The organism is Stenotrophomonas sp. P5_A8 (assembly GCF_056400545.1).
Genome location: NZ_JBFULB010000056.1, coordinates 1 through 25,000, shown reverse-complemented (window position 1 = coordinate 25,000; position 25,000 = coordinate 1). Strand labels below are relative to the sequence as shown.

20 protein-coding genes (1 of these 20 cut by a window edge) are annotated in these 25,000 nt (G+C 67.7%); 13 read left to right on the top strand and 7 right to left on the bottom strand.

Annotated elements, in window-relative coordinates:
- Nucleotides 1-1,194 carry the 5' portion of a tyrosine--tRNA ligase gene (gene tyrS / locus AC1DQP_RS06305; RefSeq protein ID WP_478051274.1) on the bottom strand. 18 nt of this gene lie to the left of the window's left edge, so the window shows 1,194 of its 1,212 coding nt (coding positions 1-1,194); its start codon is at nt 1,192-1,194; the stop codon falls past the left edge of the window.
- 168 nt (nt 1,195-1,362) lie between these two features.
- On the opposite strand from tyrS, the gene AC1DQP_RS06300 reads away from it, so the two are divergent.
- Both AC1DQP_RS06300 and AC1DQP_RS06295 read left to right on the top strand, forming a co-directional pair.
- A complete protein-coding gene (locus tag AC1DQP_RS06300; protein ID WP_457320940.1) occupies nt 1,363-2,838 on the top strand; it encodes a M23 family metallopeptidase in 1,476 nt (491 codons plus the stop codon).
- 88 nt (nt 2,839-2,926) lie between these two features.
- Nucleotides 2,927-4,054: an anhydro-N-acetylmuramic acid kinase gene (locus AC1DQP_RS06295; protein ID WP_478051273.1), complete on the top strand. Its 1,128-nt coding sequence runs from the start codon at nt 2,927-2,929 to the stop codon at nt 4,052-4,054.
- Nucleotides 4,055-4,218: 164 nt separating this feature from the next.
- Here AC1DQP_RS06295 and AC1DQP_RS06290 read toward each other — a convergent pair whose 3' ends face one another.
- The 3 genes from AC1DQP_RS06290 to AC1DQP_RS06280 all read right to left on the bottom strand — a co-directional run bounded on the left by AC1DQP_RS06290 (nt 4,219) and on the right by AC1DQP_RS06280 (nt 6,696).
- Entirely contained in the window at nt 4,219-4,446 is a 228-nt protein-coding gene (locus tag AC1DQP_RS06290) for a hypothetical protein (RefSeq protein WP_256777512.1), read from the bottom strand.
- Between the two features lie 82 nt (nt 4,447-4,528).
- Entirely contained in the window at nt 4,529-5,899 is a 1,371-nt protein-coding gene (locus AC1DQP_RS06285; RefSeq protein ID WP_457320967.1) for an AmpG family muropeptide MFS transporter, read from the bottom strand.
- On the bottom strand, nt 5,896-6,696 hold the full coding sequence (locus AC1DQP_RS06280) for an exodeoxyribonuclease III (protein WP_312238734.1): 801 nt from the start codon (nt 6,694-6,696) through the stop codon (nt 5,896-5,898). Before AC1DQP_RS06280 ends, AC1DQP_RS06285 begins: the two co-directional genes overlap by 4 nt.
- A gap of 195 nt (nt 6,697-6,891) precedes the next feature.
- Here AC1DQP_RS06280 and pyrE point away from each other — a divergent pair, with 195 nt between their 5' ends.
- The 8 genes from pyrE (at nt 6,892) to AC1DQP_RS06240 (ending at nt 16,516) form a co-directional block, all read left to right on the top strand.
- Nucleotides 6,892-7,551, top strand: a complete 660-nt coding sequence (pyrE, locus tag AC1DQP_RS06275) for an orotate phosphoribosyltransferase (protein ID WP_478051272.1) — start codon at nt 6,892-6,894, stop codon at nt 7,549-7,551.
- Between the two features lie 20 nt (nt 7,552-7,571).
- A complete protein-coding gene (locus tag AC1DQP_RS06270; protein ID WP_457319243.1) occupies nt 7,572-8,237 on the top strand; it encodes a hypothetical protein in 666 nt (221 codons plus the stop codon).
- Between the two features lie 353 nt (nt 8,238-8,590).
- The gene (locus tag AC1DQP_RS06265; protein ID WP_017355708.1) at nt 8,591-8,683 is read left to right on the top strand and encodes a potassium-transporting ATPase subunit F; all 93 of its coding nucleotides are present in this window, start codon (nt 8,591-8,593) and stop codon (nt 8,681-8,683) included.
- Nucleotides 8,684-8,695: 12 nt separating this feature from the next.
- Complete coding sequence (kdpA, locus tag AC1DQP_RS06260; protein ID WP_457319242.1) at nt 8,696-10,414, top strand: potassium-transporting ATPase subunit KdpA; 1,719 nt, start codon at nt 8,696-8,698, stop codon at nt 10,412-10,414.
- An 11-nt stretch (nt 10,415-10,425) separates the two neighbouring features.
- Nucleotides 10,426-12,477, top strand: a complete 2,052-nt coding sequence (gene kdpB, locus AC1DQP_RS06255) for a potassium-transporting ATPase subunit KdpB (protein WP_457319241.1) — start codon at nt 10,426-10,428, stop codon at nt 12,475-12,477.
- Nucleotides 12,474-13,118 (top strand): potassium-transporting ATPase subunit KdpC, encoded by a 645-nt coding sequence (gene kdpC, locus AC1DQP_RS06250; protein WP_256777505.1) that lies wholly within the window; start codon nt 12,474-12,476, stop codon nt 13,116-13,118. Before kdpB ends, kdpC begins: the two co-directional genes overlap by 4 nt.
- Before the next feature lie 37 nt (nt 13,119-13,155).
- Nucleotides 13,156-15,816 (top strand): ATP-binding protein, encoded by a 2,661-nt coding sequence (locus AC1DQP_RS06245; protein WP_457319240.1) that lies wholly within the window; start codon nt 13,156-13,158, stop codon nt 15,814-15,816.
- A complete protein-coding gene (locus tag AC1DQP_RS06240) occupies nt 15,797-16,516 on the top strand; it encodes a response regulator transcription factor (protein WP_457319239.1) in 720 nt (239 codons plus the stop codon). The genes AC1DQP_RS06245 and AC1DQP_RS06240 overlap by 20 nt, the downstream gene beginning before the upstream one ends.
- Before the next feature lie 733 nt (nt 16,517-17,249).
- On the opposite strand, the gene AC1DQP_RS06235 is transcribed toward AC1DQP_RS06240, so the two are convergent.
- The 3 genes from AC1DQP_RS06235 to coaBC are packed head-to-tail and all read right to left on the bottom strand — an operon-like array spanning nt 17,250 to nt 21,334.
- Nucleotides 17,250-19,589: a phosphomannomutase/phosphoglucomutase gene (locus AC1DQP_RS06235; protein ID WP_457319970.1), complete on the bottom strand. Its 2,340-nt coding sequence runs from the start codon at nt 19,587-19,589 to the stop codon at nt 17,250-17,252.
- 15 nt (nt 19,590-19,604) lie between these two features.
- Complete coding sequence (gene dut, locus AC1DQP_RS06230) at nt 19,605-20,078, bottom strand: dUTP diphosphatase (RefSeq protein ID WP_038690973.1); 474 nt, start codon at nt 20,076-20,078, stop codon at nt 19,605-19,607.
- Nucleotides 20,075-21,334 carry a bifunctional phosphopantothenoylcysteine decarboxylase/phosphopantothenate--cysteine ligase CoaBC gene (gene coaBC / locus AC1DQP_RS06225; protein ID WP_457319966.1) on the bottom strand — a complete coding sequence of 420 codons (1,260 nt, stop codon included), beginning with the start codon at nt 21,332-21,334 and terminating at the stop codon, nt 20,075-20,077. The genes dut and coaBC overlap by 4 nt, the downstream gene beginning before the upstream one ends.
- Nucleotides 21,335-21,612: 278 nt before the next feature.
- Between coaBC and AC1DQP_RS06220 the strand changes: the two genes are divergently transcribed.
- From AC1DQP_RS06220 to argS, 3 genes are all read left to right on the top strand, one after another.
- Nucleotides 21,613-22,761 carry a Fic family protein gene (locus AC1DQP_RS06220; RefSeq protein ID WP_478051271.1) on the top strand — a complete coding sequence of 383 codons (1,149 nt, stop codon included), beginning with the start codon at nt 21,613-21,615 and terminating at the stop codon, nt 22,759-22,761.
- 191 nt (nt 22,762-22,952) lie between these two features.
- The gene (gene radC / locus AC1DQP_RS06215; protein ID WP_478051270.1) at nt 22,953-23,651 is read left to right on the top strand and encodes a RadC family protein; all 699 of its coding nucleotides are present in this window, start codon (nt 22,953-22,955) and stop codon (nt 23,649-23,651) included.
- Between the two features lie 150 nt (nt 23,652-23,801).
- The coding region (argS, locus tag AC1DQP_RS06210) for an arginine--tRNA ligase (RefSeq protein ID WP_478051269.1) at nt 23,802-25,000 on the top strand (1,199 nt) is incomplete at its 3' end.

The following is a 25,000-nucleotide window of genomic DNA, read 5'->3' as shown; positions in this document are numbered from 1 at the left end:
CACGCGGGCAAAGGTGCGCTTGCCGACCTGCAGCAGGCCTTCAAAACCGGGCACGAACACCTGCTGGGCGTCGTCCACGACCTCGCCATCGACCTTCACTGCACGCTCCTTGAGCTTGCGGGAGGCCTCGGAGTTGCTCGGGGTCAGGCCTGCAGCGGTCAACAACGCACCGATACGCAGACCCTCGGTCGGGATCGCCACTTCCTGCAGCGGCAGCAGGGTCACATCGCCCTGCCCGGTCACGGCGGCGTTCCAGCCTGCGATGGCCTGTTCGGCCGCCGCGGCATCGTGGAAGCGGGTGGTCAGCTCGCGCGCCAGGCGCAGCTTGACCTCACGCGGGTTCAGGCCGCCGGCCTGGACCTGCTCGCGCAGGCTCACCGCTTCGGCCTGGCTGATATCAAAGGAAAGCAGCTCGATCCAGCGCCACATCAGGTCGTCACCGATCTTCATGGTCTTGGTGACCATATCGATGGCCGGCTCATTGATCCCGATGTAGTTGTTGAGCGACTTGGACATCTTGGCCACGCCGTCCAGGCCCTCCAGCAGTGGCATGGTCAGCACGATCTGCGGCTGCTGCCCGTAGTGCTCCTGCAGGCCACGGCCCATCAGCAGGTTGAACTTCTGGTCGGTGCCGCCGAGCTCGACGTCCGCCTCGAGGGCGACCGAGTCGTAACCCTGGACCAGCGGGTAAAGGAACTCATGCAGGGCAATCGACTGCTGGGCGGCGTAGCGCTTGGCGAAGTCGTCGCGCTCGAGCATGCGCGCCACGGTGTGCTGACCGGCCAGACGGATCATATCGGCCGCGCCCATCTTGCCGAACCACTCCGAGTTGAAGCGCACTTCGGTCTTGTYGCGGTCCAGCACCTTGAAGACCTGGTCCTCATAGGTGCGTGCGTTGGCGAGCACGTCGTCCTTGCTGAGCGGCTTGCGGGTGACGTTCTTGCCGGACGGGTCGCCGATCATGCCGGTGAAGTCGCCGATCAGGAAGATGACCTGGTGGCCGAGGTCCTGGAACTGGCGCAGCTTGTTGAGCAGCACGGTGTGGCCCAAGTGCAGGTCCGGGGCGGTGGGGTCGAAACCAGCCTTGACGCGCAGCGGGCGGCCGCTTTCCAGGCGCTGGCGAAGTTCCTCGGATTTGAGGATTTCGTCGGCGCCACGACCGATCAGGGCGATGGCTTCTTCAATCGAGGACACGTGACAACTCCCGGCAATGCCTTATTTACATGAATGACGTTAAGTACAAGTTAACCGCATGCGCTTCACAAAAGCCAATAGGCACAAGGGTTTGACGCGGTATTTATACCTGTCTATGTTACCGACGTTTGGGCCCGCGCTCCCGGGCCAGTCAGGAACAGACCGACGATGCTCAACTCCGATCAAGGCCGCGCGCGCAAGCAGCGCTTCAAGGAACGTCTCCACGTCCTCCACGACACCGCCCTGCATCGGAAGCTCAAGCAGCATCTTCCCGCCGCGTTCAACGAGCGCTGGACGCGCCGGCACTGGATGCACGCCAGCCTGTTCGCCACCATCGGCGCGCTGGTGGCCACAATCGTGCCGGGCTTCTCGCACACCATCGAAACGCCCTACTCCGTCGGCCATTCCACCCTGGCCCTGCCGTTGCCGCCGCTGTCGCTGGAGCGGCAGAAGCAGGTGCCCGGTGACAGCTGGCAGGTGCTGCGGGTGCAGCGCGGCCAGACCCTGAGCAACCTGTTCGACGAGGCCGGCATTCCGGCCACGGTGATGCACCAGGTGCTGGAGCACCCCGGCGCGCGCGCGGCGTTGACCAAGCTGCGCCCGGGCGCGGAGATCGCCTTCGACCTGCCGCTGTCCGGCGACCTGCGCACGATCCGCTTCGACCGCGATGCCGACAACCGCGTCGAGCTGTCGCTGAAGGATGACCAGATCACCGAGAAGGTGATCAAGCGCGAGTCGTCGACCCGCCGCATCGTCGCCAGCGGCGAGATCACCAGTTCGTTGTATGCGGCCGCGCGGAAGGCCGGGCTGTCGCCGTCTGCGATCGCCACGATGACCGACGAGATCTTCAAGTACGACATCGACTTCTCCAAGGACCTGCAGCCGGGCGATCGCTTCAGCGTGGTGCTGGATGAAACCTGGCGCGAAGGCGAGAAGGTGGATACCAGCAAGATCCTGGCGGCGACCTTCACTTCCGGCGGCAAGACCTACAGCGGCTTCCGCTTCGACCGCAACGGCAAGTCCGAGTACTTCGACGTGAGCGGGCGACCGCTGAAGAAGAGCTTCATCCGCATGCCGATCCCGTTCGCGCGGTTGAGCTCCAGCTTCGGCGCGCGCAAGCACCCGGTGCTGGGCAAGATGCGCATGCACAAGGGCGTGGACTACGCCGCGCGCACCGGCACCCCGATCATGGCCGCCGGCGATGCGCGCGTGCAGTTTGCCGGTACCCAGCGTGGCTACGGCAACGTGGTGATCCTGGACCATGGCCGCGGCCACACCACGCTGTACGGGCACATGTCGCGCTTTGGCTCGATCAAGGTCGGCCAGCGCGTGGCCCAGGGCACGGTGATCGGCTATGTCGGCTCGACCGGCATGGCCACCGGCCCGCACCTGCACTACGAATTCCGCGTCAACGGCGAGCACCGCAATCCGCTGTCGGTGACGATGCCGCCGCCGGAGCCGCTGCGTGGCAGCGAGCTGGCTGCCTTCCGCGCGCAGACCGCGCCGGCGCTGGCGCGCATCCAGGGCATGGAGAAGCTGATCTATGCCGAAGCCAGTCCGGCCCCGCAGGTGGCCCCGGCCGACACCCAGGCGCAGACCCAGACCGCCAGCGTGGCCAAGCCGGCCAGGCGCAACCGCGGCTGATCGCGGCAGCCAGCGCGCGGGTACGTGCGCATTGACGCCGATGACGGGTTGCGCCGAAGCTGGACGCAACCCGCTTTGACTGCCTGCCATGACCGCTGTCGTTGATCCGCATAGCCCGCTCTTCATTGGCTTGATGTCCGGCACCAGCGCCGATGGCATCGATGCCGCGCTGGTGCAGTTTCCCGCCGAGGGCGGCTGCCGCTTTGTGCACGGCCACACCCACCCGTGGGATCCGGCGCTGCGTGCGGAGCTGATCGCACTCGGCGAAGGCGGCGATATCGCCTCGCTGGATGCGCTGGGCCGGATCGATGCCGAAGTGGGGCTGCGCTTTGCCGAGGCGGCCACTGCACTGCTGCGGCTGAGCGGGGTGGATCGTGCCCAGGTGCGCGCGATCGGCTCGCACGGGCAGACCGTGCGCCACCGGCCGTTGGCCGATCCGGCGTTCACGATGCAGCTGGGCGACGCCAACCGGATCGCCGAGGCCACCGGGATCACCACCGTGGCCGATTTCCGCCGCCGCGATGTGGCTGCAGGCGGGCACGGCGCACCGCTGATGCCGGCCTTCCACCTGGCGATGCTGGGCACCACCGATGAGGATCGCGCGATTCTCAACTTGGGTGGCATCGGCAACCTGACCCTGATTCCCCGCGATGGCGTGCCACGCGGCTTCGACACCGGCCCGGCCAATGCACTGATGGATGCGTGGTGCCAGCGCCACCGGGGCGTGCCATTCGATGCGGACGGGGCGTTTGCGGCCAGTGGGACCTTCGACGAGGCGTTGCTGGCGCGTTGGCTGGCCGAGCCGTGGTTTGCGTTGCCGCCGCCGAAGAGTACCGGGCGCGAGCAGTTCCACCTGGACTGGGCCGAGCAGGCGCTGGGCGAAGGCGAGCTGGCGGCGGCCGATGTGCAGGCCACGCTGATGGAGCTCACGGCGGCGACGGTGGCCAACGCGTTGCTGGCGCACCTGCCCGAGGCGAAGCGGGTGCTGGTGTGCGGCGGTGGGGTGCGTAATTCACAGCTGCTGCGCCGGTTGGGCGCGCGGTTGCCGGGGGTGGTGATCCAATCCAGTGCGGTGCACGGGTTGGACCCGGATTATCTGGAGGCGATGGGGTTTGCGTGGCTGGCGCAGCGGACGCTGGACGGCTTGCCGGGGAATCTGCCGAGCGTGAGCGGGGCGCGGGGGCCGCGGATTCTGGGGGCGATACATCCGGCGTAGGGGAAGAGCAAGAGCAAGAGCAAGRGCAAGAGCAAGAGCAGCCGMGCATGGCTCGGCTCTACCGGGGCAAGGGCAGCCGAGCCATGCTCGGCAACCGCGCGCAGCGCGGTGCTATCCGCGCCCGGCGATCCCTCTACCCTTGGGATGGTCGCCAGTGCCCTGCGCTACACCCCTTGGGCGTCCGGCAATGCCTGCAATGCGGCGATGGCGTCGGCCAGGGCGTCCACTTCGGGATTCTGGAAGCCGCTGCGTACTTCGAGTTCGCTGGCGAACAGGCCCTGTTCGAGCAGCACCACGCAGGTGTGTTCACGGGTCCAGCCGCGTGCGACCGCCACGCGCCGGATGCGTTCGTTCAACAGCGGGTCCAGATCCCGCAGCAGCAGATCGACCATTGTTCTCCCCCGTCGGCAAGCACCGCCCCCACGGCACAACGGGGGTGATCATGGCCCAGCGCGGCGCGGCGGGCAACCTGGGTCAGGCTGGCGGGGCGTGTCGGCGCTGCTGACGGATCAACAAGGCACACAGGATCACCACCGGGATGCCGATCAATGCGGTGCCGGTGAAGAACAGCGCATACCCGTCCAGCAGGGTGCGGCCCTGGGCCAACGATTGCACCGCCCAACCGGACAGCCCTTTCAATGCCTTGCCGGGCATCGCATAGAACGAGCTCAGCAAGGCGTACTGGGTGGCGGTGTAGCCGATGCTGGTCAGGCTGGACATGTAGGCGATCAACGCCGTGCCGGCGAAGCCGCCGGAGATGTTGTCGATGGCCATGGCGATGGCGAAGCTGGTCGGGTCCGGGCCGACATAGGCCAGCCAGGCAAAGGCGAGGTTGGACGCCGGGCCAAGCACCGCGCCGACCAGCAACGTGGCGAGCACGCCCCAGCGCACCGACACCAGGCCGGCCGCGGCGATGCCGATGAAGGTGGCCACCAGCCCGACCGAGCCGCGCACCGCGCCGACGGTCTCTTCGGCCAGGCCCAGATCCACGTAGAACGGATTGGCCATCGGACCCATGATGAAATCGGCCATGCGATAGACGCTGATGGCCAGCAGGATCAGGATCGCGCCGCTGCGGTGTTCGCGCACGAAGGCGACGAACGGCCCTACCAGTGCATCGAACAGGCCGCGTGGCGTCCACAGCGGGGCGGCCTGGGTCTGCACGGCCAGCTGCGCGCGCGCCGGCTCCCGGGCCATCACCACCGCCACCACGCCGAGTGCCATCAGGCCGGCCATGATTTCGTAGGACATCTGCCAGCCCACCCGCGCGGCGATCAGCAGGATCAGCGCATCGGTGACCAGCAGCGCGGTGCGATAGCCCAGCGCGGCCGAGGAGGTCAGCAGGCCGAGCTGTTCACTGTTCTCGGCGATTTCGATGCGCCAGGCATCGATGACGATGTCCTGGGTGGCCGAGGCGAAGGCCACCACGGTGGCCATCACCCCGAACACCACCAGGTGCTCCCAGGCGATGCCCAGGAAGACGAAATGGCCGCCCTTGGGCTGGACCAGCGCCATGCCCACCAGCGCCACGGCCACCACCAGCTGGGACAACAGCATCCAGCCACGGCGGCGGCCGAAGCGCCCCAGCAGCGGCGCGTTGACCTTGTCCACCAGTGGGGCCCAGAGGAACTTCATCGAGTAGGCCAGGCCCACCCACGACAGGAAGCCGATGGTGGTCAGCTCGATGCCTTCCTTGCGCATCCAGAAGCCGAGCGTGTTGCCGACCAGGTAGATCGGCAGGCCGGAACTGAAGCCCAGCAGCAGCATGGCCAGCACCTTGCGCTGGCGCAGGTTGGTCAGCACCCGCTGCCACGGGCGACGCGGCTTGACGACCGCTTCGGTCATGGGGCGTAGTCCACCGTGAACGGGGCATGGTCGGAGAAACGCTCATCGCGGTAGACCGCGCAGCTGCGCAGGCGATCGCGCAGGCCAGGACTGACGAACTGGTAGTCGATGCGCCAGCCGACGTTGTTGGCCCGGGCCGCGCCGCGGTTGCTCCACCAGGTGTAATCCTGGCCTTCGGGATGCAGCAGGCGGTAGGCGTCGGTCCAGCCCTGGCCGGCGGCGATGTCCAGCGCTTGGCCGGCGTCGGCGCACTGGCCGTTGAGCCAGTCGCGCTCGGGCGGCAGGCAGCCGGAGTTTTTCTGGTTGGACTTCCAGTTCTTGATGTCCAGCGCCGAGCGCACGATGTTCCAGTCGCCGCACAGCACGTAGTCGCGGCCACTGGCCAGCCACTCCGCCAGGATCGGGCGCAGCCACTCCATCACTTCGTACTTGAAACCCTGGCGCAGGTCGCCCGAACTCCCCGACGGAATATAGAAGGAGACCACGCTGAGGTTGCCGTAGCGGGCCTCGATGTAGCGGCCTTCATCGTCGAACGGGGCCCAGCCCAGCGAGGTGATGACCTGGTCGGGCTCGCGCTTGCTGTAGATGGCCACGCCGCTGTAGCCCTTCTTGGTGATGGCGTCGCGGTAGAAGCAGTGGTGGCCGTCCGGACGGAACATCGGGTCGGTCAGCTGGTCTTCCTGGGCCTTGGTTTCCTGGATGCAGAGCACGTCGGCGTCCTGGGCGCGGAACCAGTCGAGGAAGCCTTTGGTGGCGGCGGAACGGATGCCGTTGGCGTTGAAACTGATGATGCGCATGCTGACCCGGGTCTGGAGCGGTAACCGGGAAAGCATACCGGGAAGACCCCGCCACGGCTCGCCGGGATGCGCCGTCGGTGCCAGCCGTTGGGGAGGACCGGGAAATGCTGCGCGGCGCGGGAGAAGGCGGTCTGAGGGCGAAAAAAGCGCCCATGCATTAGGATTTGCGGTCCAAATGAATTGAATAGAGTCCTGATGAGCGACCATCGCCACCGTTTCCTGCAACTGGCCCTGACCGCCGACGCCCTGCGTTTTGGCCAGTTCACCCTCAAGTCGGGCCGCCTGAGCCCCTATTTCTTCAATGCCGGCCGCTTCGATTCGGGCGCGCGCATGGTCCAGCTGGCCGCCTGCTACGCCGATGCGGTGGAGGCCACCGGGCTGAAGTTCGACGTCGTGTTCGGCCCGGCCTACAAGGGCATCCCGCTGGCCACCGCGACCGCCTGCGAGTTCGCCCAGCGTGGGCGCGACCTGCCGCTGTCGTTCAACCGCAAGGAAGCCAAGGCCCACGGCGAAGGCGGCAACCTGATCGGCGCGGATATGAATGGCAAGCGCGTGCTGATCGTCGATGACGTGATCACCGCCGGTACCGCCATCCGCGAGGCGCTGACCATCATCAAGGACGCCGGCGGCACCCCGGCCGGCATCGTGGTGGCACTGGATCGCCAGGAGATCGCCTCGGAAACCGACCGCCGCTCGGCGGCCCAGTCGGTGGCCGAAGAGGCCGGGATTCCGGTGGTGGCGGTGGCCACGCTGGCCGACCTGCTTGATTTTGCCTCCGGAAATCCGGAACTTGTCGGATACCGGCAGCCGCTGGAGGACTATCGGTCCCGCTACGGCAGCCGTCCTACGCGTTGAGAGCAGGGGGCTCGCCAACCATGTCCAGCCGGATTGCCACCACCATTCTGATCGGCCTGCTGCTGGCCGCGCCGTCGCTGTCGGCCCAGGCCCAGCGCGGCAAGAACGAGCCGAAAGCCAAGAAGCTTTACTGCTGGAACAAGGGCGCCGAGCGGATCTGCAGCGATACGCTGCCGCAGGACGCGGTCAACAGCGCGCGGGAGGAATTCAGCGCGGCCAGCGGGCTGCGACGTGGTGAGGTGGAGCGCACGTTGACCGAGGAAGAGCGCGCGGATGCGGCGGCGGTGGCCGCGCAGCGCCAGCTCGACCTGGCTGCGGAGGAAACCCGCAAGCGCACCGAGCAGGCGATGCTGTCCACCTACGAGAACGAAGATGACCTGCGCCGGGTGTTCACCGAGCGCACCGGCATCATCGACAACAACGTGCAGACCGCGCGCTACAACGTGGCCAGCCTGCGCGATGCACTGGTGAGCCTGCTGGGCACCGCCGGCGACCGCGAACTGGCTGGCAAGCCGGTGGCCGAGAAGCAGGCCCAGAGCATCCAGCAGCGTCACGCCGAACTGGTGGCGCAGCGGCGCATGCAGGCCTCCTTCGAAGCGCAGCGCAAGGCCTTGGATGTGGAAATCGAGGAGACCCTGCAGCGGTATCGGTTGTTGAAGGGCGTGGGGACCGATCCGCGGGCGTGAGCTGGCGGACGTTGTTGGCTCCCCGTGCATCGGGCCAGGGTCATGAGGCGCCGGCCAGCGGCCGGCGGCTGACGTCGTCGGACGGTTGAGCGAGGAGCCGGCCAGCGGCCGGCACACCGGAAGGCAGGTCAGCGGGGGCAGCCGACCAACGGTCGGCTCTACGTTTGTTTATGCACTTTTTACGCTTGGGCGTGGTGCTGGGCGTGGCCCCTTTATGCCGGGCAGGCAGACGATGGGCGCCTGACGTGGAGTGGTTCCACCTGGACGTCCCATGAGCCTGTATCTGCCTGTGTTCCCTGTCGCCGGTGCGCCCTGCACCGCCGCCCTCCTTTCCTGCGTTTGAGGCCACGACCATGCCTGCCTGGCTTTCCCTGGTGTGTGGCGTGCTGGTGCTCGTCGCCGCCGCCTATCTGCTGTACGTCGTGCTTCGGCCCGAAGCGTTCTGACCGGAGCCGACCATGACCGAGATCCTGTTGATCCTGCTGGCCAGCATCGTGCTGGCCTTTCCGCTTGGGCTGTACCTGGCCCGGGTGATGCGCGGTGCGCCGATGCGAGGCGATGCGCTGTTCGGGCTGATTGAAAAGCCCCTGTACCGGCTGCTGGGGGTGAACCCGGCGCGCGGCATGTCCTGGCGTGGCTATGTGATGGCCTTCCTGCTCAGCAACGTGGTGATCGCGGTGCTGGTGCAGGCGGTCTTCATGACCCAGGCCTGGCTGCCGTTCAATCCCGACCAGATCCCCAACATGCGCTGGGACACGGCGCTGCACACGATGGTGTCGTTCCTGACCAACACCAACCAGCAGCACTATTCCGGCCAGGCGCAGCTGTCCTACTTCTCGCAGATGACCGCCATCACCGGCCTGCAGGTGGTGACGCCGATGATGGGCCTGGCGCTGGTGGTGGCCACGCTGCGTGCGCTGTTCGGTGCGCGTCCGGACGACGTGGACGCCGCACAGTCCGCGCAGCTCAGCGCGGACCGCCGCGTGGACGTGGGCAACTACTACGCCGACGTGGTGCGCGCGTGCGTGCGCTTCATGCTGCCGCTGTGCCTGTTGTGGGCGGTGCTGCTGACCAGCCAGGGCGTGCCCTCGACGCTGGCCGCCGGCCCGCAGGCGACGCCGATCGATGCGGCCGCCGGCATGGACACGCAGAAACTGCCGCTGGGCCCGGTCGCGGCGATGGTCGCGGCCAAGCAGCTGGGCGCCAATGGCGGTGGCTGGTATGGCCCCAACAGTTCGATGCCGCTGGAAAACCCCACCCCGCTGTCGAACGCGCTGGAGCTGATTGGCATTCTGCTGATCCCGATCAGCGTGATCTTCATGCTGGGCGCGTTCACCGGACGCAGGCGCCTGGCCGGGTTGGTGTTCGGCTGCATGCTGGCGATGTCCAGCGTGTCGGTGGCGGCCACGGTATGGCTGGAAGGCCATTCGGCCACGGCGGCCAGCCCGCTGCTGATGGAAGGCAAGGAAGTGCGCTTCGGCGCGGACGGCACCGGCCTGTGGGCGGCGATCACCACCCAAGTGTCCAACGGCTCGGTCAACGGCATGCATGACTCGCTCAGCCCGCTGGCCGGAGCGGTGCCGATGATCAACATGCTGGTCAACGCAATCTGGGGCGGCATCGGTTGCGGCCTGCAGCAGTTCATCGTGTACCTGATGCTGGGCGTGTTCCTGGCCGGGTTGATGACCGGGCGTACCCCGGAACTGCTCGGGCGCAAGCTGGAAACCCCGCAGGTCCGACTGCTGGCGCTGCTGGTGCTGCTGCAGCCGATCACCATCCTGGGCTTCACCGCGGTGACCCTGGCGATCCCGGCGATCACCGGCACGTCCAATCCCGGCTTCCACGGCATCAGCCAGGTGTTCTACGAGTACGTGTCGGCGTTTGCCAACAACGGCTCGGGCTTCGAAGGCCTGGGCGACGCCACCCCGTGGTGGAACCTGAGCTGCACCCTGGTGCTGCTGCTGGGCCGCTACCCGGTGCTGATCATCCCGCTGGTCGTGGCCGCGCAACTGGCCGCCAAGCGCCGGGCCCCGGAATCGGCGGGCACCCTGCAGATCGAAACCCCGACCTTCGCGCTGACCCTGATCGCGCTGATCGTCGTCCTGACCGTATTGCAGTTCATGCCGGCGCTGGTGTTGGGCCCGGTGGCCGACCACCTGTCGCTGACCCTGCATTGAGATGTGACCCCATGAGTACCTATCCCTTGAACGTTTCTTCCCACCGCCGCCAGCGCCTGCTCGATGCGGCCGGCTGGCGCCGCGCCCTGCGCGATGCGGTGATCAAGCTCTCGCCCCGCCACCTGCTGCACAGCCCGGTGATGGCGGTGGTGATGGCCGGCACCGTGGTCAGCCTGGCGGTCACCCTGAGCGGCAACGCACCGCTGGGTTTCGGCCTGGCGGTCACCGCGATACTGCTGCTGACCGTGCTGTTCGGCAATTTCGCCGAAGCGGTGGCCGAGGCGCGCGGGCGTGGCCAGGCCGCCTCGCTGCGGCGGGCGCGGCAGGACCTGAGCGCGCGTCGGCTGGCCGCCGCGCATGCCGGGGCCAGCGAGACCCAGGTACCGGCCGCCGAGCTGCGCCCGGGCGACCATGTGATCGTCAGCGCCGGCGAATTGATTCCCGCCGATGGCGAGATCGTGCAGGGCCTGGCCACCATCAACGAAGCGGCGGTGACCGGTGAATCGGCGCCGGTGCTGCGCGAGGCCGGCACCGACCGCAGCGGCGTAATCGGCGGTACCAAGGTGCTGTCGGACCAGATCATCGTGCGCATCACCGCCGAGCCGGGCCACAGCTTCCTGGACCGGATGATCGCGCTGGTGGAAGGCGCAAACCGCCAGAAGACCCCCAACGAGGTCGCGCTGACCCTGCTGCTGGCGGCGATGACGCTTACCTTCCTGATCGTGGTGGCCACGCTGCCGGCGATCGGTGCGTTCGTCGGCGTGCGGGTGGACCCGCTGCTGCTGATCGCGCTGTTGGTGTGCCTGATTCCCACCACCATCGGCGGGCTGCTGCCGGCCATCGGCATCGCCGGCATGAACCGGGCGCTGGCCGCCAACGTGCTGGCCAAGTCGGGCAAGGCGGTGGAAGTGGCCGGTGACGTGGACGTGCTGCTGCTGGACAAGACCGGCACCATCACCTACGGCGACCGCCAGGCCACGCACTTCCATGCACTGGCCGGGATCGACGCGCCGCAGCTGCGTGAAGCGGCGCTGTTGTCCTCGCTGGCCGACCCGACCCCGGAAGGCAAATCGATCGTGCGCCTGGCGCGCGAACAAGGCTGCACCACCACCGAACCGGACCGCGCCGATTACCTGGCCTTCTCTGCGCAGACCCGCATGTCCGGCGTGGACCTGGACGGCGGACGGCGCATCCGCAAGGGCGCGGCCGACTCGATCAGCGCCTATGTGCGTGAGCTGGGCGGCATCGTGCCGGCCGAACTGCCGGGCCGCGTGGAGCAGGTGGCGCGCAACGGTGCCACCCCGCTGGTGGTGTGCGAAGGGCGCCACGTGCTGGGCGTGATCGAGCTGTCGGACGTGGTCAAGCACGGCATGCGCGAGAAGTTCGCGCAGCTGCGCGCGATGGGCATCCGCACGGTGATGATCACCGGCGACAACCCGCTCACGGCCGCCGCCATTGCTGCCGAAGCTGGCGTGGACGACTACATCGCCGAGGCCCGCCCGGAAGACAAGCTGGCGCGCATCCGGGCCGAGCAGGCCGGCGGGCGGCTGGTGGCGATGGTGGGCGACGGCACCAACGACGCCCCGGCGCTGGCCCAGGCCGACATCGGCCTGGCGATGAACTCCGGTACGCAGGCGGCCAAGGAAGCCGGCAACATGGTCGATCTGGATTCGGATCCGGCCAAGCTGCTGGCGGTGGTGGAAGTGGGCAAGCAGCAGCTGATCACGCGCGGTGCGCTGACCACCTTCTCGCTGGCCAACGATGTGTCCAAGTACTTCGCGATCCTGCCGGCGCTGTTCGCCTCCACCCTGCCGGCCATGGCGGCATTGAACGTGATGCACCTGTCCAGCCCGCGCAATGCGGTGCTGGCGGCGCTGATTTTCAACGCGCTGGTGATTCCGGCGCTGATTCCGCTGGCGCTGCGCGGGGTGCGCTTCCGCCCGGCCACGGCCACCGCGCTGCTGCGCCGGAACATGCTGGTGTACGGCCTCGGCGGCGTGCTGCTGCCGTTTGCGGCCATCAAGTTGATCGACCTCTTCCTTGTCTCGGTATTCGGCGCATGAACCGCTCACTTGCAACCTCCCTGCCCCGCGCCGCGCGCGCCCCTGCCGCGCGGGCGGCCACCCTGCAGCAGCACGGCGCATGGCGCCCGGCGCTGATGCTGGGCCTGGTCAGCCTGCTGCTGCTCGGCCTGGCCTATGCGCTGGCCGCGACCGGTGCCAGCCGGCTGCTGTTCCCCGCGCAGGCCGATGGCAGCCTGCTCATCCGCGATGGCCAGGTGCGCGGCTCACAGCTGATCGCGCAGCCGTTCACCGGCGATGGCTACTTCCAGGCGCGCCCGTCGGCGGCCAACTACGACCCGATGGCCGCGGCCGGCAGCAACCTGGCCCGGACCAATCCGGCGCTGCAGGAACGCGTGCAGGCCAGCATCGCCGCGGTGGCCGCGCGCGAAGGCGTGGCCCCGGCGCAGGTGCCCAGCGACCTGGTGACCCAGTCCGGCGCGGGCATGGACCCGGAGCTGTCGCCCGCCGCCGCGCAGCTGCAGATCGCCCGCGTGGCCCGCAGCCGCGGGTTGCCGCCCGAGCGCGTGACTGCACTGGTGAAGGCCAACACGCAGGGCCCGCAGTGGCGCGTGTTCGGTCAGCCGCGGGTCAACGTGATGACGCTCAACCTGGCGCTGGATGACCTCAAGGCGGCCCCGTGATGCGGGGATCGCATCGGCCGGTGCACAATCGCCACCCATGAGCGACCCACGTACCCGCCAGGCCGATGCCCTGGTTGAACGCCTGCAACGCGAAGCCGGCGGCAAGCTCACCGTGTTCCTCGGTGCCGCCCCGGGCGTAGGCAAGACCTTCAGCATGCTCAGCCGCGCGCACGAACAGCTGCGTCGCGGCGTGGATGTGGTGGTAGGGCTGGTGGAAACGCACGGCCGCGCCGAGACCGCTGCGTTGCTGGAGGGCCTGCCGCAGGTGCCGCTGGTGCAGCGCGACTACCAGCAGCACGTGCTGGGCGAGATGGACCTGGACGCGGTGCTGGCCCGCCACCCGGCGCTGGTGCTGGTGGATGAGCTGGCCCACCGCAACGTCCCCGGCAGCCGCCACGAGCGCCGCTGGCAGGACGTGGAAGAACTGCTGGAAGCCGGCATCGATGTCTGGACCACGGTCAACATCCAGCACCTGGAAAGCCTCAACGACGTGGTGATGCGCATCACCGGCGTGCGCGTCACCGAGACCGTGCCCGATGCGGTGCTCGACCGCCTGCACGACATCGTGCTGGTGGACATTCCGCCGCGCGAACTGATCGAGCGCCTGCAGCAGGGCAAGGTGTACGTACCTGAGCAGGCAGCGCAAGCCCTGCAGGCGTTCTTCTCGCCGGCCAACCTCACCGCGCTGCGCGAACTGGCCATGCAGGAAGCGGCCGACCGCGTGGACAGCAGCCTGCGCGAGACCCGCGCCGCACGTGGCGAGGCCAACCTGCCGCTGCGCCGGCGCGTGCTGTTGGCCATCGATGGCGGTGGCCAGAGCGAGTACCTGGTGCGCGTGGGCCGGCGCATCGCCGAGCGCCGTGATGCGCCATGGACGGTGGTGACCGTGCAGGGCCGGCGCAACGACGAAGACACCCGGCGCGAGATCGATGCCGCCTTCGCGCTCGCGCGCCGCCTCGGTGGCGAGGCCGAACTACTGCACGGCTCCAGCATCGCCGATGCGCTGCTGGACCACGCCGCGCACAACAGCGTGTCCACGCTGGTGCTGGGCCGCACCCGCGAGCGCCCGTTCGCGCGGATGCTCAACCGCACCCTCACCCAGCAGCTGATCCAGCGCGGTGCGCACTACGAGATCACCATCATCGGCACCCCGCAGGCGCGCGCTCGCGCGCGGCGTGCCGGGCTGACGATCCCCACCCGCAGCACCGGCCAGGACACGTTGCTGGCGGTGGGCGCCACGGCGCTGGCCTGCCTGGTGGCGCTGATTGCCGAGCGCTGGGTGGGGCTGTACGACCTGTCGATGGTGTTCATCGTGGCGGTGGTGATGGTGGCCGCGCGCAGCCGCACCAGTGCGGCGGTGATCGCCGCGGCCCTGTGTTTCCTGGCCTACAACTTCTTCTTCATCGCTCCACGCTTCACCTTTGCGATCAGCGCGCGCCAGGGCGTGATCACCGTGTTCCTGTTCCTGGCTGCCGCGCTGGTGGCTGGCCGCCTGGCCTCGCGGCTGCGCATGCAGGTGGTGGCGCTGCGTGCGTCCAACCGCCACGCCAATGCGCGCCAAGCGCTTGGCCGGCAGCTGACCCGTGCGGCCAGCAACGAAGAGGTGGCGCAAGCCGGGCGCGAGGCGCTGGAACAGGCGATGGACGCACCGGCGTGGCTGCGCATCGGCCAGGACACCAGCACCAGCGGCAGCGCCGCACCGGGCGACACCGACCTGGCCGCCGCCGACTGGGCGCGGCGCCACGGCCAGCCCAGTGGCCGCTTCACCGATACGCTGGCCGGCGCGGAATGGTGGTTCCTGCCACTGCTGGACGGCGACGACCGCGCCATCGGCGTGGCCGGCATGCGCTTCGCGCGGAGTGCGCCGCGCCTCACCCCCGAGCAACGCCAGCTGGCCGAGGCGATGGTGGATGACATCGCCCAGGCCGCGCTGCGCACGCAGCTGGTAGCCGACCTGGAAAAGGCGCACGTGAGCAACGAGACCGAGCGCCTGCGCTCGGCACTGCTGTCCTCGGTATCGCACGACCTGCGCTCGCCGCTGGCGGCGATGATCGGCTCAGCCGACAGCCTGAGCAGCTATGCCGATGCGATGGACGCGCAGGATCGCCGCGCCCTGCTGGACACCATCCTGGTGGAAGGCGAGCGGCTGGACCGCTACATCCAGAACCTGCTGGACATGACCCGGCTGGGCCACGAAGGCCTGCAGATCAACCGCGACTGGATCGGCGTGGACGAGCTGGTGGGATCGGCCGCGCGGCGGCTGCAGCGGTATCAGCCGGAGGTGCAGCTCAAACTCGATATCCCGGCCACGCTGGCCCCGATCTGGGTGCACCCGGCGCTGGTGGAGCAGGCGGTGTTCAACGTGATGGAGAACGCGGCCAAGTTCTCGCCGCCCGGCGCGGCGGTGGAAGTGCAGGCGCGGCTGGTGGAGGGCGAGCTGCGCATCGACGTGCTGGACGCCGGGCCGGGCATTCCCGATGACGAGCGCGCCCGCATTTTCGACATGTTCTACAGCGTGGAGCGCGGCGACCGGGGCCGGCATGGCACCGGGCTGGGACTGACCATCTGCCAGGGCATGATCGGCGCGCATGGCGGCAGCGTGCAGGCGCTGCCGGGGCGCGACGGACGCGGTACCCTGATCCGCATCACGCTGCCCCTGCTGCAACCCCACCCTGACGATGACGACGACGAATCCTGACCCCACCCAAGGCGTGCCCCCGGCCCGCGTGCTGGTGATCGATGACGAAGCGCAGATCCGTCGCTTCCTCGACATCAGCCTGCGCGCGCAGGGCTACCGCGTGGTGCAGGCCGCCACCGGCCAGGCCGGGTTGGAAGCGCTGGTGAGCGAGGGCGCGGACCTGGTGATCCTGGATATCGGCCTGCCGGACATGGAAGGGCACGACGTACTGGCCGAGCTGCGCCAGTGGAGCCAGGTGCCGGTGATCATGCTCACCGTGCGCGCCAGCGAGACCGAAAAAGTGCGGGCGCTGGACAACGGCGCCAACGACTACGTGACCAAGCCGTTCGGCACGCAGGAGCTGATGGCACGCGTGCGGGCACTGCTGCGCTCGCGCACGGTATCCAGCGAGGGCGTGCTGCCGCAGTTCGACGACGGGCACCTGCATATCGACCTGGTGCGGCGCGAAGTGCACCTGGACGGCGCGCCGGTGGCCCTGACCCGCAAGGAATACGCGCTGTTGTCGCTGCTGCTGCGAAATGCCGGGCGGGTGGTGACCCAGCCGCAGATCCTGCAGGAAATCTGGGGGCCGACGCACCAGCACGACACGCATTACCTGCGCATCCTGGTGGGCAAATTACGGCACAAGCTGGGCGATTCGGCGCTGGATTCGCGGTACCTGTTCACCGAACCTGGGGTGGGGCTGCGCTTCAAGGGGTGAGGCGGGAGGGCAGCCGAGCATGGCTCGGCTCTACCTTGGGGTTCGTGCGCCTTGATGGGTCACGATCGTTGATCGTGGCGCGCCGGACTGCGCGCGCATCGGTAGAGCCGAGCCATGCTCGGCTGCCTTTCCCTCAGAACCCCGACACAACCAACGGTCGTAATCCCGATGCGCGCCATGCCCGCGCGCCATTACCAACGGTTGTAATCCCAATGCACGCCAATGCCTGCGCGACGACCAACGGTCGCAATCGCAATGCGCGCGAATGCAGGCACGTCGTGACCAATGATCGTAGTCGCGGGCGGGAGGGCAGCCGAGCATGGCTCGGCTCTACCTTGGGGTTCGTGCGCCTTGATGGGTCACGAGCGTTGATCGTGGCGCGCGGGAATGCGCACGCATCGGTAGAGCCGAGCCATGCTCGGCTGCCGTTCCCTCAGAACCCCGACACGACCAACGGTAGTAATACCGATGCGCGCCATGCCCGCGCGCCATGACCAACGGTTGTAATCCCAATGCACGCCAATGCCTGCGCGACGACCAACGGTCGCAATCGCAATGCGCGCGAATGCAGGCGCGTCGTGACCAACGATCGTAATCGCGGGCGGGAGGGCAGCCGAGCATGGCTCGGCTCTACCTTGGGGTTCGCGCGCCTTGATGGGTCACGAGCGTTGATCGTGGCGCGCCGGACTGCGCGTGCATCGGTAGAGCCGAGCCATGCTCGGCTGCCTTTCCCTCAGAACCCCAGCGCCACACCCGGCAGCAGCGGCTGCAGCTGTTCGCGGAACAGGGCCTTGATGCGCTCCAGCGCGGCTTCGTCATCGGCCTCGAAGCGCAGCACCAGCACCGGGGTGGTGTTGGACGCGCGCAGCAGGCCCCAGCCGTCCGGGAAATCGGCGCGCAGACCGTCGATGGTGGCCAGGCGCGCGCCGGCGAACGGCGAGTCCTCCACCTGCGCGGCCGACACGAACAGCGACACCAGCGCGTGCGGGGTGCCTGATTCCACCGGCACCTTCAGCTCCGGGGTAGACACCGCGTCGGGTAGTTCCTCGAAGATCTCCGACGGCGTCTCCTCGCGCTGGGCCAGGATTTCCAGCAGCCGCGCGGCCGCGTACAGGCCATCGTCGAAACCGAACCAGCGCTCCTTGAAGAAGAAGTGCCCGCTCATCTCGCCGGCCAGCTCGGCATCGGTTTCGCGCATCTTCGCCTTCATCAGCGAGTGCCCGGTCTTCCACATCAACGGGCTGCCGCCGTTGCGCAGCACGTAATCGGACAGCTTGCCGCTGCACTTCACGTCGTAGATCACCAGCGCGCCCGGGTTGCGCATCAGCACATCGGCGGCGAACAACATCAACAGCCGGTCGGCGTAGATGATCTTGCCCTCGCGGGTGACCACGCCCAGGCGGTCGCCATCGCCGTCGAAGGCCAGGCCGATATCCGCATCGAAACGCTTCACCGTCTGGATCAGATCTTCCAGGTTGTGCGGGTCGCTAGGGTCCGGATGATGATTGGGGAACGTGCCATCCACATCGCAGTACAGCGGAATGACCTCGGCCCCGATCGCCTCCAGCAGCGGCTGCGCCAGTTCACCGGCCACGCCGTTGCCGGCGTCGGCCACCACCTTCAGCGGACGGTCCAGCTGCACGTCATCGGCGATGCGCTGGATGTAATCGGCGTTGACCTCGCGCTGCTGCAGGCTGCCCGGCTCGGCGGCCACATGCAGCTGGCCGTCGCGGATGCGCTGGTACAGCTCGGTGATGGCATCGCCGGACAGCGTCTCGCCGCCGACCACGATCTTGAAGCCGTTGTAGTCCGCCGGATTGTGGCTGCCGGTCACCGCCACGCAGCTGCCCGCGCGCAGGTGGTAGCTGGCGAAGTACACCACCGGCGTCGGCGCCAGACCGATATCGATCACATCGCAGCCGGCACGGCGCAGGCCTTCGATCAGCGCGCCGGTGAGTTCCGGACCGGACAAGCGGCCATCACGGCCGACCACGATCTCGCGCAGGCCTTCCACCTGCATCACCGAGCCGATCGCCTGGCCGATCAGCGCGGCCACCTGCGGGGTCAGCTCACGCCCGACCACACCACGGATGTCATAAGCCCGGAAGATATCGGCCGGCACGTCCTGGCCCACCACGCCGGGCATCGGCGGCGGCGCGCCTTCGGCCACGGCCGGCACCACCGCCAGCGGAATCTGGTCCAGGCTTTCGCGCAGGGTGGGGCCCTCTTCCACGTCGGCCTCCTTGGACGCGCGGCGACGCGGCAACGGCACCCTGCCCTTGCCGAACTGCAGCATCGCGGCGATCGCCAGCAGCAGCACCGCCACGATCGCACTGGGAATGCCACCCAAACCAAGCGGGCCCGGTTCGATATCCGGCACGGCCGCCGCCAGGCGCAGCCCGCTCTTGCCGAGCGGACGGGCCAGCGCCTCGGCGCCGTCGGCCAGCGCGACGCTGCCCTGTTCGATCACGTTGTGGTTGCCCTGGCGCAGCGCCAGGTAGCCTTCATCGGGCACGCGCACCTGGTCGAAGGTGGCGGTCAGGCGCAGCAGCGGCTGGCGCACGTACACCAGCGCCGGCCCCTGCGTACCCAGCACCACCGGCGCGGCCAGGCCCAGGCGCTGGCCGCCGGCATCGCGCACCACACGGGCCACCACGCTGTCTCCGGCATTGGCCGCTTCCAGCAGGGCCAGGCGCGAGTAGCCAAACGCCTTCGGATCGGCATAGGCCTGATCCAGGGTGGCCAGCAGCACCTGCACGTCTTCGGTACCCGGCCAGCCTTCGCGGATGGCCACGGCGGTCGCTTCGGCATCGCTATTGGCCAGTGCCGTGGTGACCCGCTCGCTCTTGACCAGCTTGCGCAGCTGCGCCAACTGGCCGTTCAGCGCCGCATCCACCCCGGTGACGATTTCATCGCGCGACTGCTCCAGCGACGTGCCCACCGAGGCCTGCCGCCATTGCCGCACCGCACTCCAGCCGAACCACAGCCCCAGCAGCACCAGCGCGGCCACCAACAGCGGGCCGGTGCGCTTGCTTGCCAATCGCGGTTGTCCATCCGCCGTTGCCTTGCTCATGAACACTTCCCCCTGTCAGCGCACCCCGGTATGGCCGAATCCACCCGTTCCCCTGGCGCTGTCGGTGAAAGTATCCACTACCTGCAGGCTCACGCGTGCAATCGGCAACACAACCAGCTGCGCGATGCGGTCACCCGGCTGCAGCGTGAAGGGCTCGCGGCCACGGTTCCACGCGCTGATCAGCAGCGGGCCCTGGTAATCGGCGTCGATCAGCCCGGTGCCGTTGCCCAGCACGATGCCGTGGCGATGGCCCAGCCCGGAGCGCGGCAGCACCACGGCGGCCAGGTTCGGGTCGGCGATGTGGATGGCGATACCGCTGGGAATCAGCGCGGTATCGCCCGGCTGCAGGGTGAGCTCGGTCTCCAGCGCCGCGCGCAGGTCCAGCCCGGCGCTGTGCTCGGTGGCGTAGGCCGGCAGCGGCCAGGTATCGCCGAAGCGCGGGTCGAGCAGCTTGACCTGCAACGGCTGAAGGGTGGAATCAACGCTCATGCGTGCAACCTCTGGGCAATCAGGGACAACAGTTGTTCGGCCAGCAGCGCCTTGGAGGTGCCGGGGAACACCTGTTCGCCGCCCTGCCAGTAGGCCGTGGCCGCGTTTTCATCGCTTTCAAAACCGCCGGTGGCGATACCCACCTGGTTGGCAATCACCAGGTCCAGGCGCTTGTCCACCAGCTTGCCGCGCGCGTACTTCTCCACATCATGGGTTTCGGCGGCAAAGCCGACCACCAGCTTCAGCGCGTTGGTCTGCGCAGCCACCTCGGCCAGGATGTCCGGTGTACGCACCAGCTCCAGCGTGAGGGTCTGGGTGCCGGCGGTCTTCTTCAATTTCTGCGGGGCCACCTGGCGCGGGGTGTAATCGGACACTGCGGCCGCGCCTATATAGATGTCGGCCGGCAGCGCGCCCAGCACCGCCTCGCGCATCTGCGCGGCCGAGCGCACGTCCACCCGCTGCACCCCGGCCGGGGTGGGCAGCTGCACCGGGCCACTCACCAGCACCACCTGCGCGCCTTGGCGCACGGCCGCGGCAGCCAGCGCATAGCCCATCTTGCCGCTGCTGCGGTTGCCCACGTAGCGCACCGGGTCCAGGTCTTCATAAGTGGGGCCGGCGCTGATGACCACGCGCAGGCCCTTGAGTTGCTGCTCGGGCGCGGCGTCGCCACCGGCCGGCGCCTGCAGCGCGGCCAGTGCCGCAACAATCGCATTGGGTTCGGTAAGCCGGCCCGGGCCGGATTCGCCTTCGGCCAGCGGGCCGTCTTCCGGCCCGATCACCTGCGCGCCGCGCTGGCGCAGCAGGCTGATGTTGGCCTGCGTGGCCGGGTGCTGCCACATGCGGTGGTTCATGGCCGGGCACACGGTAAGCGGCGCGGTGGTGGCCAGGCACAGCGTGGTGACCAGGTCATCGGCGTTGCCGTGGGCCAGCCGGGCCAGCAGATCGGCGGTGGCCGGGGCCACCACGATGCGATCGGCCCAGCGGGCCAGCTCGATGTGGCTCATGGCCTGCTCGGCGGCGCTGTCCCACAGGGTGGTGCGGGTGGGCTGGCCGGACAGGGCCTGGAAGCTCAGCGGAGTGACGAACTGCTGGGCCCCGGCAGTCATGGCGACCTGCACCTGGGCCCCGGCATCGCGCAGGCGACGCACCAGTTCCAGCGACTTGTAGGCGGCGATGCCGCCCCCTACGCACAACAACAGCTTCTGGCCTTGCAGCGGGCGCGCGGACGCCGGAGAAGCCTGGGGGGAGTCAGCCACCTGCGAATTTCCTGTCGAACTGAGGCGATTAGCTTACCTGATGGGGTGTGGGCGGCTCATGCCTCAGGGGCATGAGGGGGGTGTTTTTGGTCATGAAGAGCTGAGCTGCCTCTCTATGACTGCTGGCTGCTGTCAGTAGATGAACTGCCTGCGCCAGGGTGCCGACCAAGGGATGTGAGCCCCGTGGTTTTAGTCGTTAAAAAAGGATGCTTTAATAACGTCCGCAGCTGGGAAAGATTTCTTTCGCAGCTGAAACCGTATCTAAAGGAACCTTTGTCATGCCACGCATCACTGGGACCTACGCCACAACCGCCGTTGGCGGCGAGAACGTTCGCGCGTTCGTACCTCACGCCCTCCCGCCCGGTGATCCCGTGCTTTCCCCAACCGCCTACGTCGAACAGAACGCCCGCGCCGAGGTGGCGCTGACGCGGTTGTCCGGCATGGCCGGGCTGGTGGCCTCCAGCAACTGGCTGATCTATGCCGCCATTCGTAAGGAGGCCTTGCTTACCTCGCAGCTGGAAGGCACCCAGGCCACCTTGACCGACGTGCTGGATGAGGAAGCCGGTATGACGGTGACCAACGCCCAGGATGTGGAAGAGGTTACGAACTACCTGCTGGCATTCAACTACGCGCGCGAGCAGCTGCGCAGCCCTACCGGTCTGCCGGTATCACTACGGCTGCTGACCGAATCCCACCGGATGCTGATGACGGGCGTGCGTGGCGCCACCAAGCAACCTGGTGCCGTGCGCACTACACAGAACTGGATAGGGGGAAGCCGGCCAGGCAATGCGAGTTTCGTTCCGCCGCCCGCTCAGGAAGTGGGGCCCGCGCTGAGCGCGCTGGAGCGCTATATCCACCAGCCAGAGCACGCGTTGCCGCCCTTGGTGCGCGTGGCCTTGGTGCATGCGCAATTCGAAACCATCCATCCCTTCCTGGACGGCAACGGCCGCATTGGGCGCCTGCTCATCGCCATGCTGTTGGAAGAGTGGAAGCTGATGCCCGAGCCGTTGCTGTATGTGTCTGGTTACCTCAAACGACACCAGCGGGTGTACTACGACCGGCTTTCCGCCATTCGGAAGGACGGTGACTGGGAAGGCTGGGTGAGCTTCTTCCTGGAGGCCGTGGAGGCCGCTGCCGACGAGGCGCAAAGCAGCATCGTTGCCCTTGCCGCGTGCATCGCCGAGGATCGCAAGCGTGTGCTTGCACTGGGTACCAGTACGTTGGCGACGCTTCGGTTGTTCGAGCTGCTTCCGACCATGCCGAGAATCAACATTGATCGGGCAGCACAGGTGCTGGAGGTGAGTGCGCCTACTGCGGCGAAGGCTATCAATGGATTGCAGGTGGCGGGGGTGTTGGAGGAGACGACGGGGCGGGCGCGGAACCAGAGCTTTTTGTATGCGCGGTATGTGCGACTTTTAATGGACTGAGGACGTAGCTATTGCAGAGCGGCTAGCCAATTTCAATAGCATCCTCTCCGCATATCTGTAGAAATATCATTGTTTTTGACTGGATCAAACAGCCTGCCGAACAGCCACCAATTGTGCCCACGCGCAATCCTTATCAGACGACGCGGCATAGTCTGATTGGCTGGGCATACGTGCTTCTCGACACTTGAGCCATGGCAATCAAAGACTGGCCCAAGGACGARCAACCGCGCGAGAAGCTACTGGCGCGTGGCCCAGCAGCGCTTTCGGATGCTGAGTTGCTTGCCCTGTTCATGGGCACCGGCTGTAAGGGCTTGGACGTCATGGAGAACGCACGCCTTCTCCTCAAGGAACATGGCCCACTGCGCCTATTGCTTGATATGAGCGCGCAGAAGCTGAGGAGACTGCCAGGGCTCGGCCCGGCACGGGCTTGCAAGCTGGTCGCCGCACTGGAACTGGCCGACCGCCATTTGCGTGCAAAGTTGGACCTGGGTGAAGGCATGTGCGATCCCAAGACAGCCATGCGCTACTTCAAGCAGCGGCTTCGCGGGCGCCCCCATGAGGTCTTCGCCGTCATGTTCTTGAACACCCGCAACCACATGCTGGCGTTCGAGGAACTCTTCAACGGCACGATCGATGCGGCGGCGGTCTACCCGCGCGAAGTGGCACGCCGCGCCCTGTTCCATAACGCGGCAGCCGTGATCATCGGTCACAACCACCCTTCTGGCAGCGCCGAACCGTCCGCTGCCGACCGCGATATCACCCGTCATCTGGAAAAAGCCCTGCCTTTGGTAGGAGTCCGCCTTCTGGACCACGTAGTAGTAGGCGAAGGCACCCCCGTCTCCATGGCTGAACGAGGCTGGCTCGAACCCACCCTCTCCTTTCGGGGCTGAACGTCCCAGTCAGCCCAAATACCCCTGTCCGGAGCCCCGAAAGCGGCCCCAAGGCCCCTCAAGCCCCCTGCCCCACTCCCGTTCAATGGATCGGCCCGCCATCTAGGCTAAAATTGCCGATTCCGCCGCTCCAGTCCCAAAGCAGGCCTTGTGAAAAATCTCCTCCGCGCCCTGATCAGCCAAGGCATCGAAGCCTTGMGCGCCAACGGCACTCTGCCGGCCGATACCCTGACCCCGGAATTCGTGGTCGAACGCCCGAAGACCCGTGAGCACGGCGATTTCGCCACCAATGCCGCGATGCTGCTGGCCAAGCCGGCGCGCAGCAACCCGCGCGCCCTGGCCCAGGCGCTGCTGGATGCGCTGCCCAAGAGCAATGACGTGCTGCGCGTTGAGATCGCCGGCCCAGGCTTCATCAATTTCCACCTCGCCCCCAGCGCCTACCAGCGCGAAGCGGCCAGCGTGCTCAAGGAAGGCGCCGATTACGGCCGCAACCTGAGCGGCAACGGCCGTACCGTGGGCGTGGAGTATGTGTCGGCCAACCCGACCGGTCCGCTGCACGTGGGCCATGGCCGCGCCGCCGCCATCGGCGACTGCCTGGCACGCCTGCTGGATGTGAACGGCTGGAACGCCAAGCGCGAGTTCTACTACAACGACGCCGGCGTGCAGATCGAGAACCTGGCGCTGTCCACCCAGGCGCGCGCCAAGGGGCTCAAGCCCGATGACGCCGGCTGGCCGGAAGCGGGCTACCGCGGTGATTACATCCAGGACGTGGCCAACGCCTACCTGGCCGGCGCCACGGTGGAGCTGGAAGGCCACGCGGTGGTGGGCGAGCGCGACCCGGACAACCTCGATGGCATCCGCCGCTTTGCGGYGGCCTACCTGCGCAACGAGCAGAACCAGGACCTGGCCGCGTTCGGAGTGGATTTCGACATCTACTTCCTGGAAAGCTCGCTGTACAAGGACGGCAAGGTGGAAGAGACCGTCGCCCAGCTGCAGGCGGCCGGCCACACCTATGAGGACGGCGGCGCGCTGTGGCTGCGCTCGACCGACTTCGGTGACGACAAGGACCGCGTGATGCGCAAGTCCGACGGCACCTACACCTACTTCCTGCCGGACGTGGCCTACCACCTGAGCAAGTGGCAGCGTGGCTATGAGCGCGCGATCACCGAGCTGGGTGCGGACCACCACGGCTCGCTGGCGCGCGTGCGCGCCGGCCTGCAGGCGCTGGACGTGGGCATTCCCCAGGGCTGGCCGGAATACGTGCTGCACCAGATGGTGACGGTGATGCGCGGCGGCGAAGAAGTGAAGCTGTCCAAGCGTGCCGGCAGCTACCTGACCCTGCGTGACCT

Excerpts from the sequence above, each read along its gene's own strand:
- AC1DQP_RS06300 (WP_457320940.1), top strand. The coding sequence starts at position 1,363 with ATGCTCAACTCCGATCAAGGCCGCGCGCGCAAGCAGCGCTTCAAGGAA.
- AC1DQP_RS06295 (WP_478051273.1), top strand. The coding sequence starts at position 2,927 with ATGACCGCTGTCGTTGATCCGCATAGCCCGCTCTTCATTGGCTTGATG.
- AC1DQP_RS06290 (WP_256777512.1), bottom strand. The coding sequence starts at position 4,446 with ATGGTCGATCTGCTGCTGCGGGATCTGGACCCGCTGTTGAACGAACGC.
- AC1DQP_RS06285 (WP_457320967.1), bottom strand. The coding sequence starts at position 5,899 with ATGACCGAAGCGGTCGTCAAGCCGCGTCGCCCGTGGCAGCGGGTGCTG.
- AC1DQP_RS06280 (WP_312238734.1), bottom strand. The coding sequence starts at position 6,696 with ATGCGCATCATCAGTTTCAACGCCAACGGCATCCGTTCCGCCGCCACC.
- pyrE (WP_478051272.1), top strand. The coding sequence starts at position 6,892 with ATGAGCGACCATCGCCACCGTTTCCTGCAACTGGCCCTGACCGCCGAC.
- AC1DQP_RS06270 (WP_457319243.1), top strand. The coding sequence starts at position 7,572 with ATGTCCAGCCGGATTGCCACCACCATTCTGATCGGCCTGCTGCTGGCC.
- AC1DQP_RS06265 (WP_017355708.1), top strand. The coding sequence starts at position 8,591 with ATGCCTGCCTGGCTTTCCCTGGTGTGTGGCGTGCTGGTGCTCGTCGCC.
- kdpA (WP_457319242.1), top strand. The coding sequence starts at position 8,696 with ATGACCGAGATCCTGTTGATCCTGCTGGCCAGCATCGTGCTGGCCTTT.
- kdpB (WP_457319241.1), top strand. The coding sequence starts at position 10,426 with ATGAGTACCTATCCCTTGAACGTTTCTTCCCACCGCCGCCAGCGCCTG.
- kdpC (WP_256777505.1), top strand. The coding sequence starts at position 12,474 with ATGAACCGCTCACTTGCAACCTCCCTGCCCCGCGCCGCGCGCGCCCCT.
- AC1DQP_RS06245 (WP_457319240.1), top strand. The coding sequence starts at position 13,156 with ATGAGCGACCCACGTACCCGCCAGGCCGATGCCCTGGTTGAACGCCTG.
- AC1DQP_RS06240 (WP_457319239.1), top strand. The coding sequence starts at position 15,797 with ATGACGACGACGAATCCTGACCCCACCCAAGGCGTGCCCCCGGCCCGC.
- AC1DQP_RS06235 (WP_457319970.1), bottom strand. The coding sequence starts at position 19,589 with ATGAGCAAGGCAACGGCGGATGGACAACCGCGATTGGCAAGCAAGCGC.
- dut (WP_038690973.1), bottom strand. The coding sequence starts at position 20,078 with ATGAGCGTTGATTCCACCCTTCAGCCGTTGCAGGTCAAGCTGCTCGAC.
- AC1DQP_RS06220 (WP_478051271.1), top strand. The coding sequence starts at position 21,613 with ATGCCACGCATCACTGGGACCTACGCCACAACCGCCGTTGGCGGCGAG.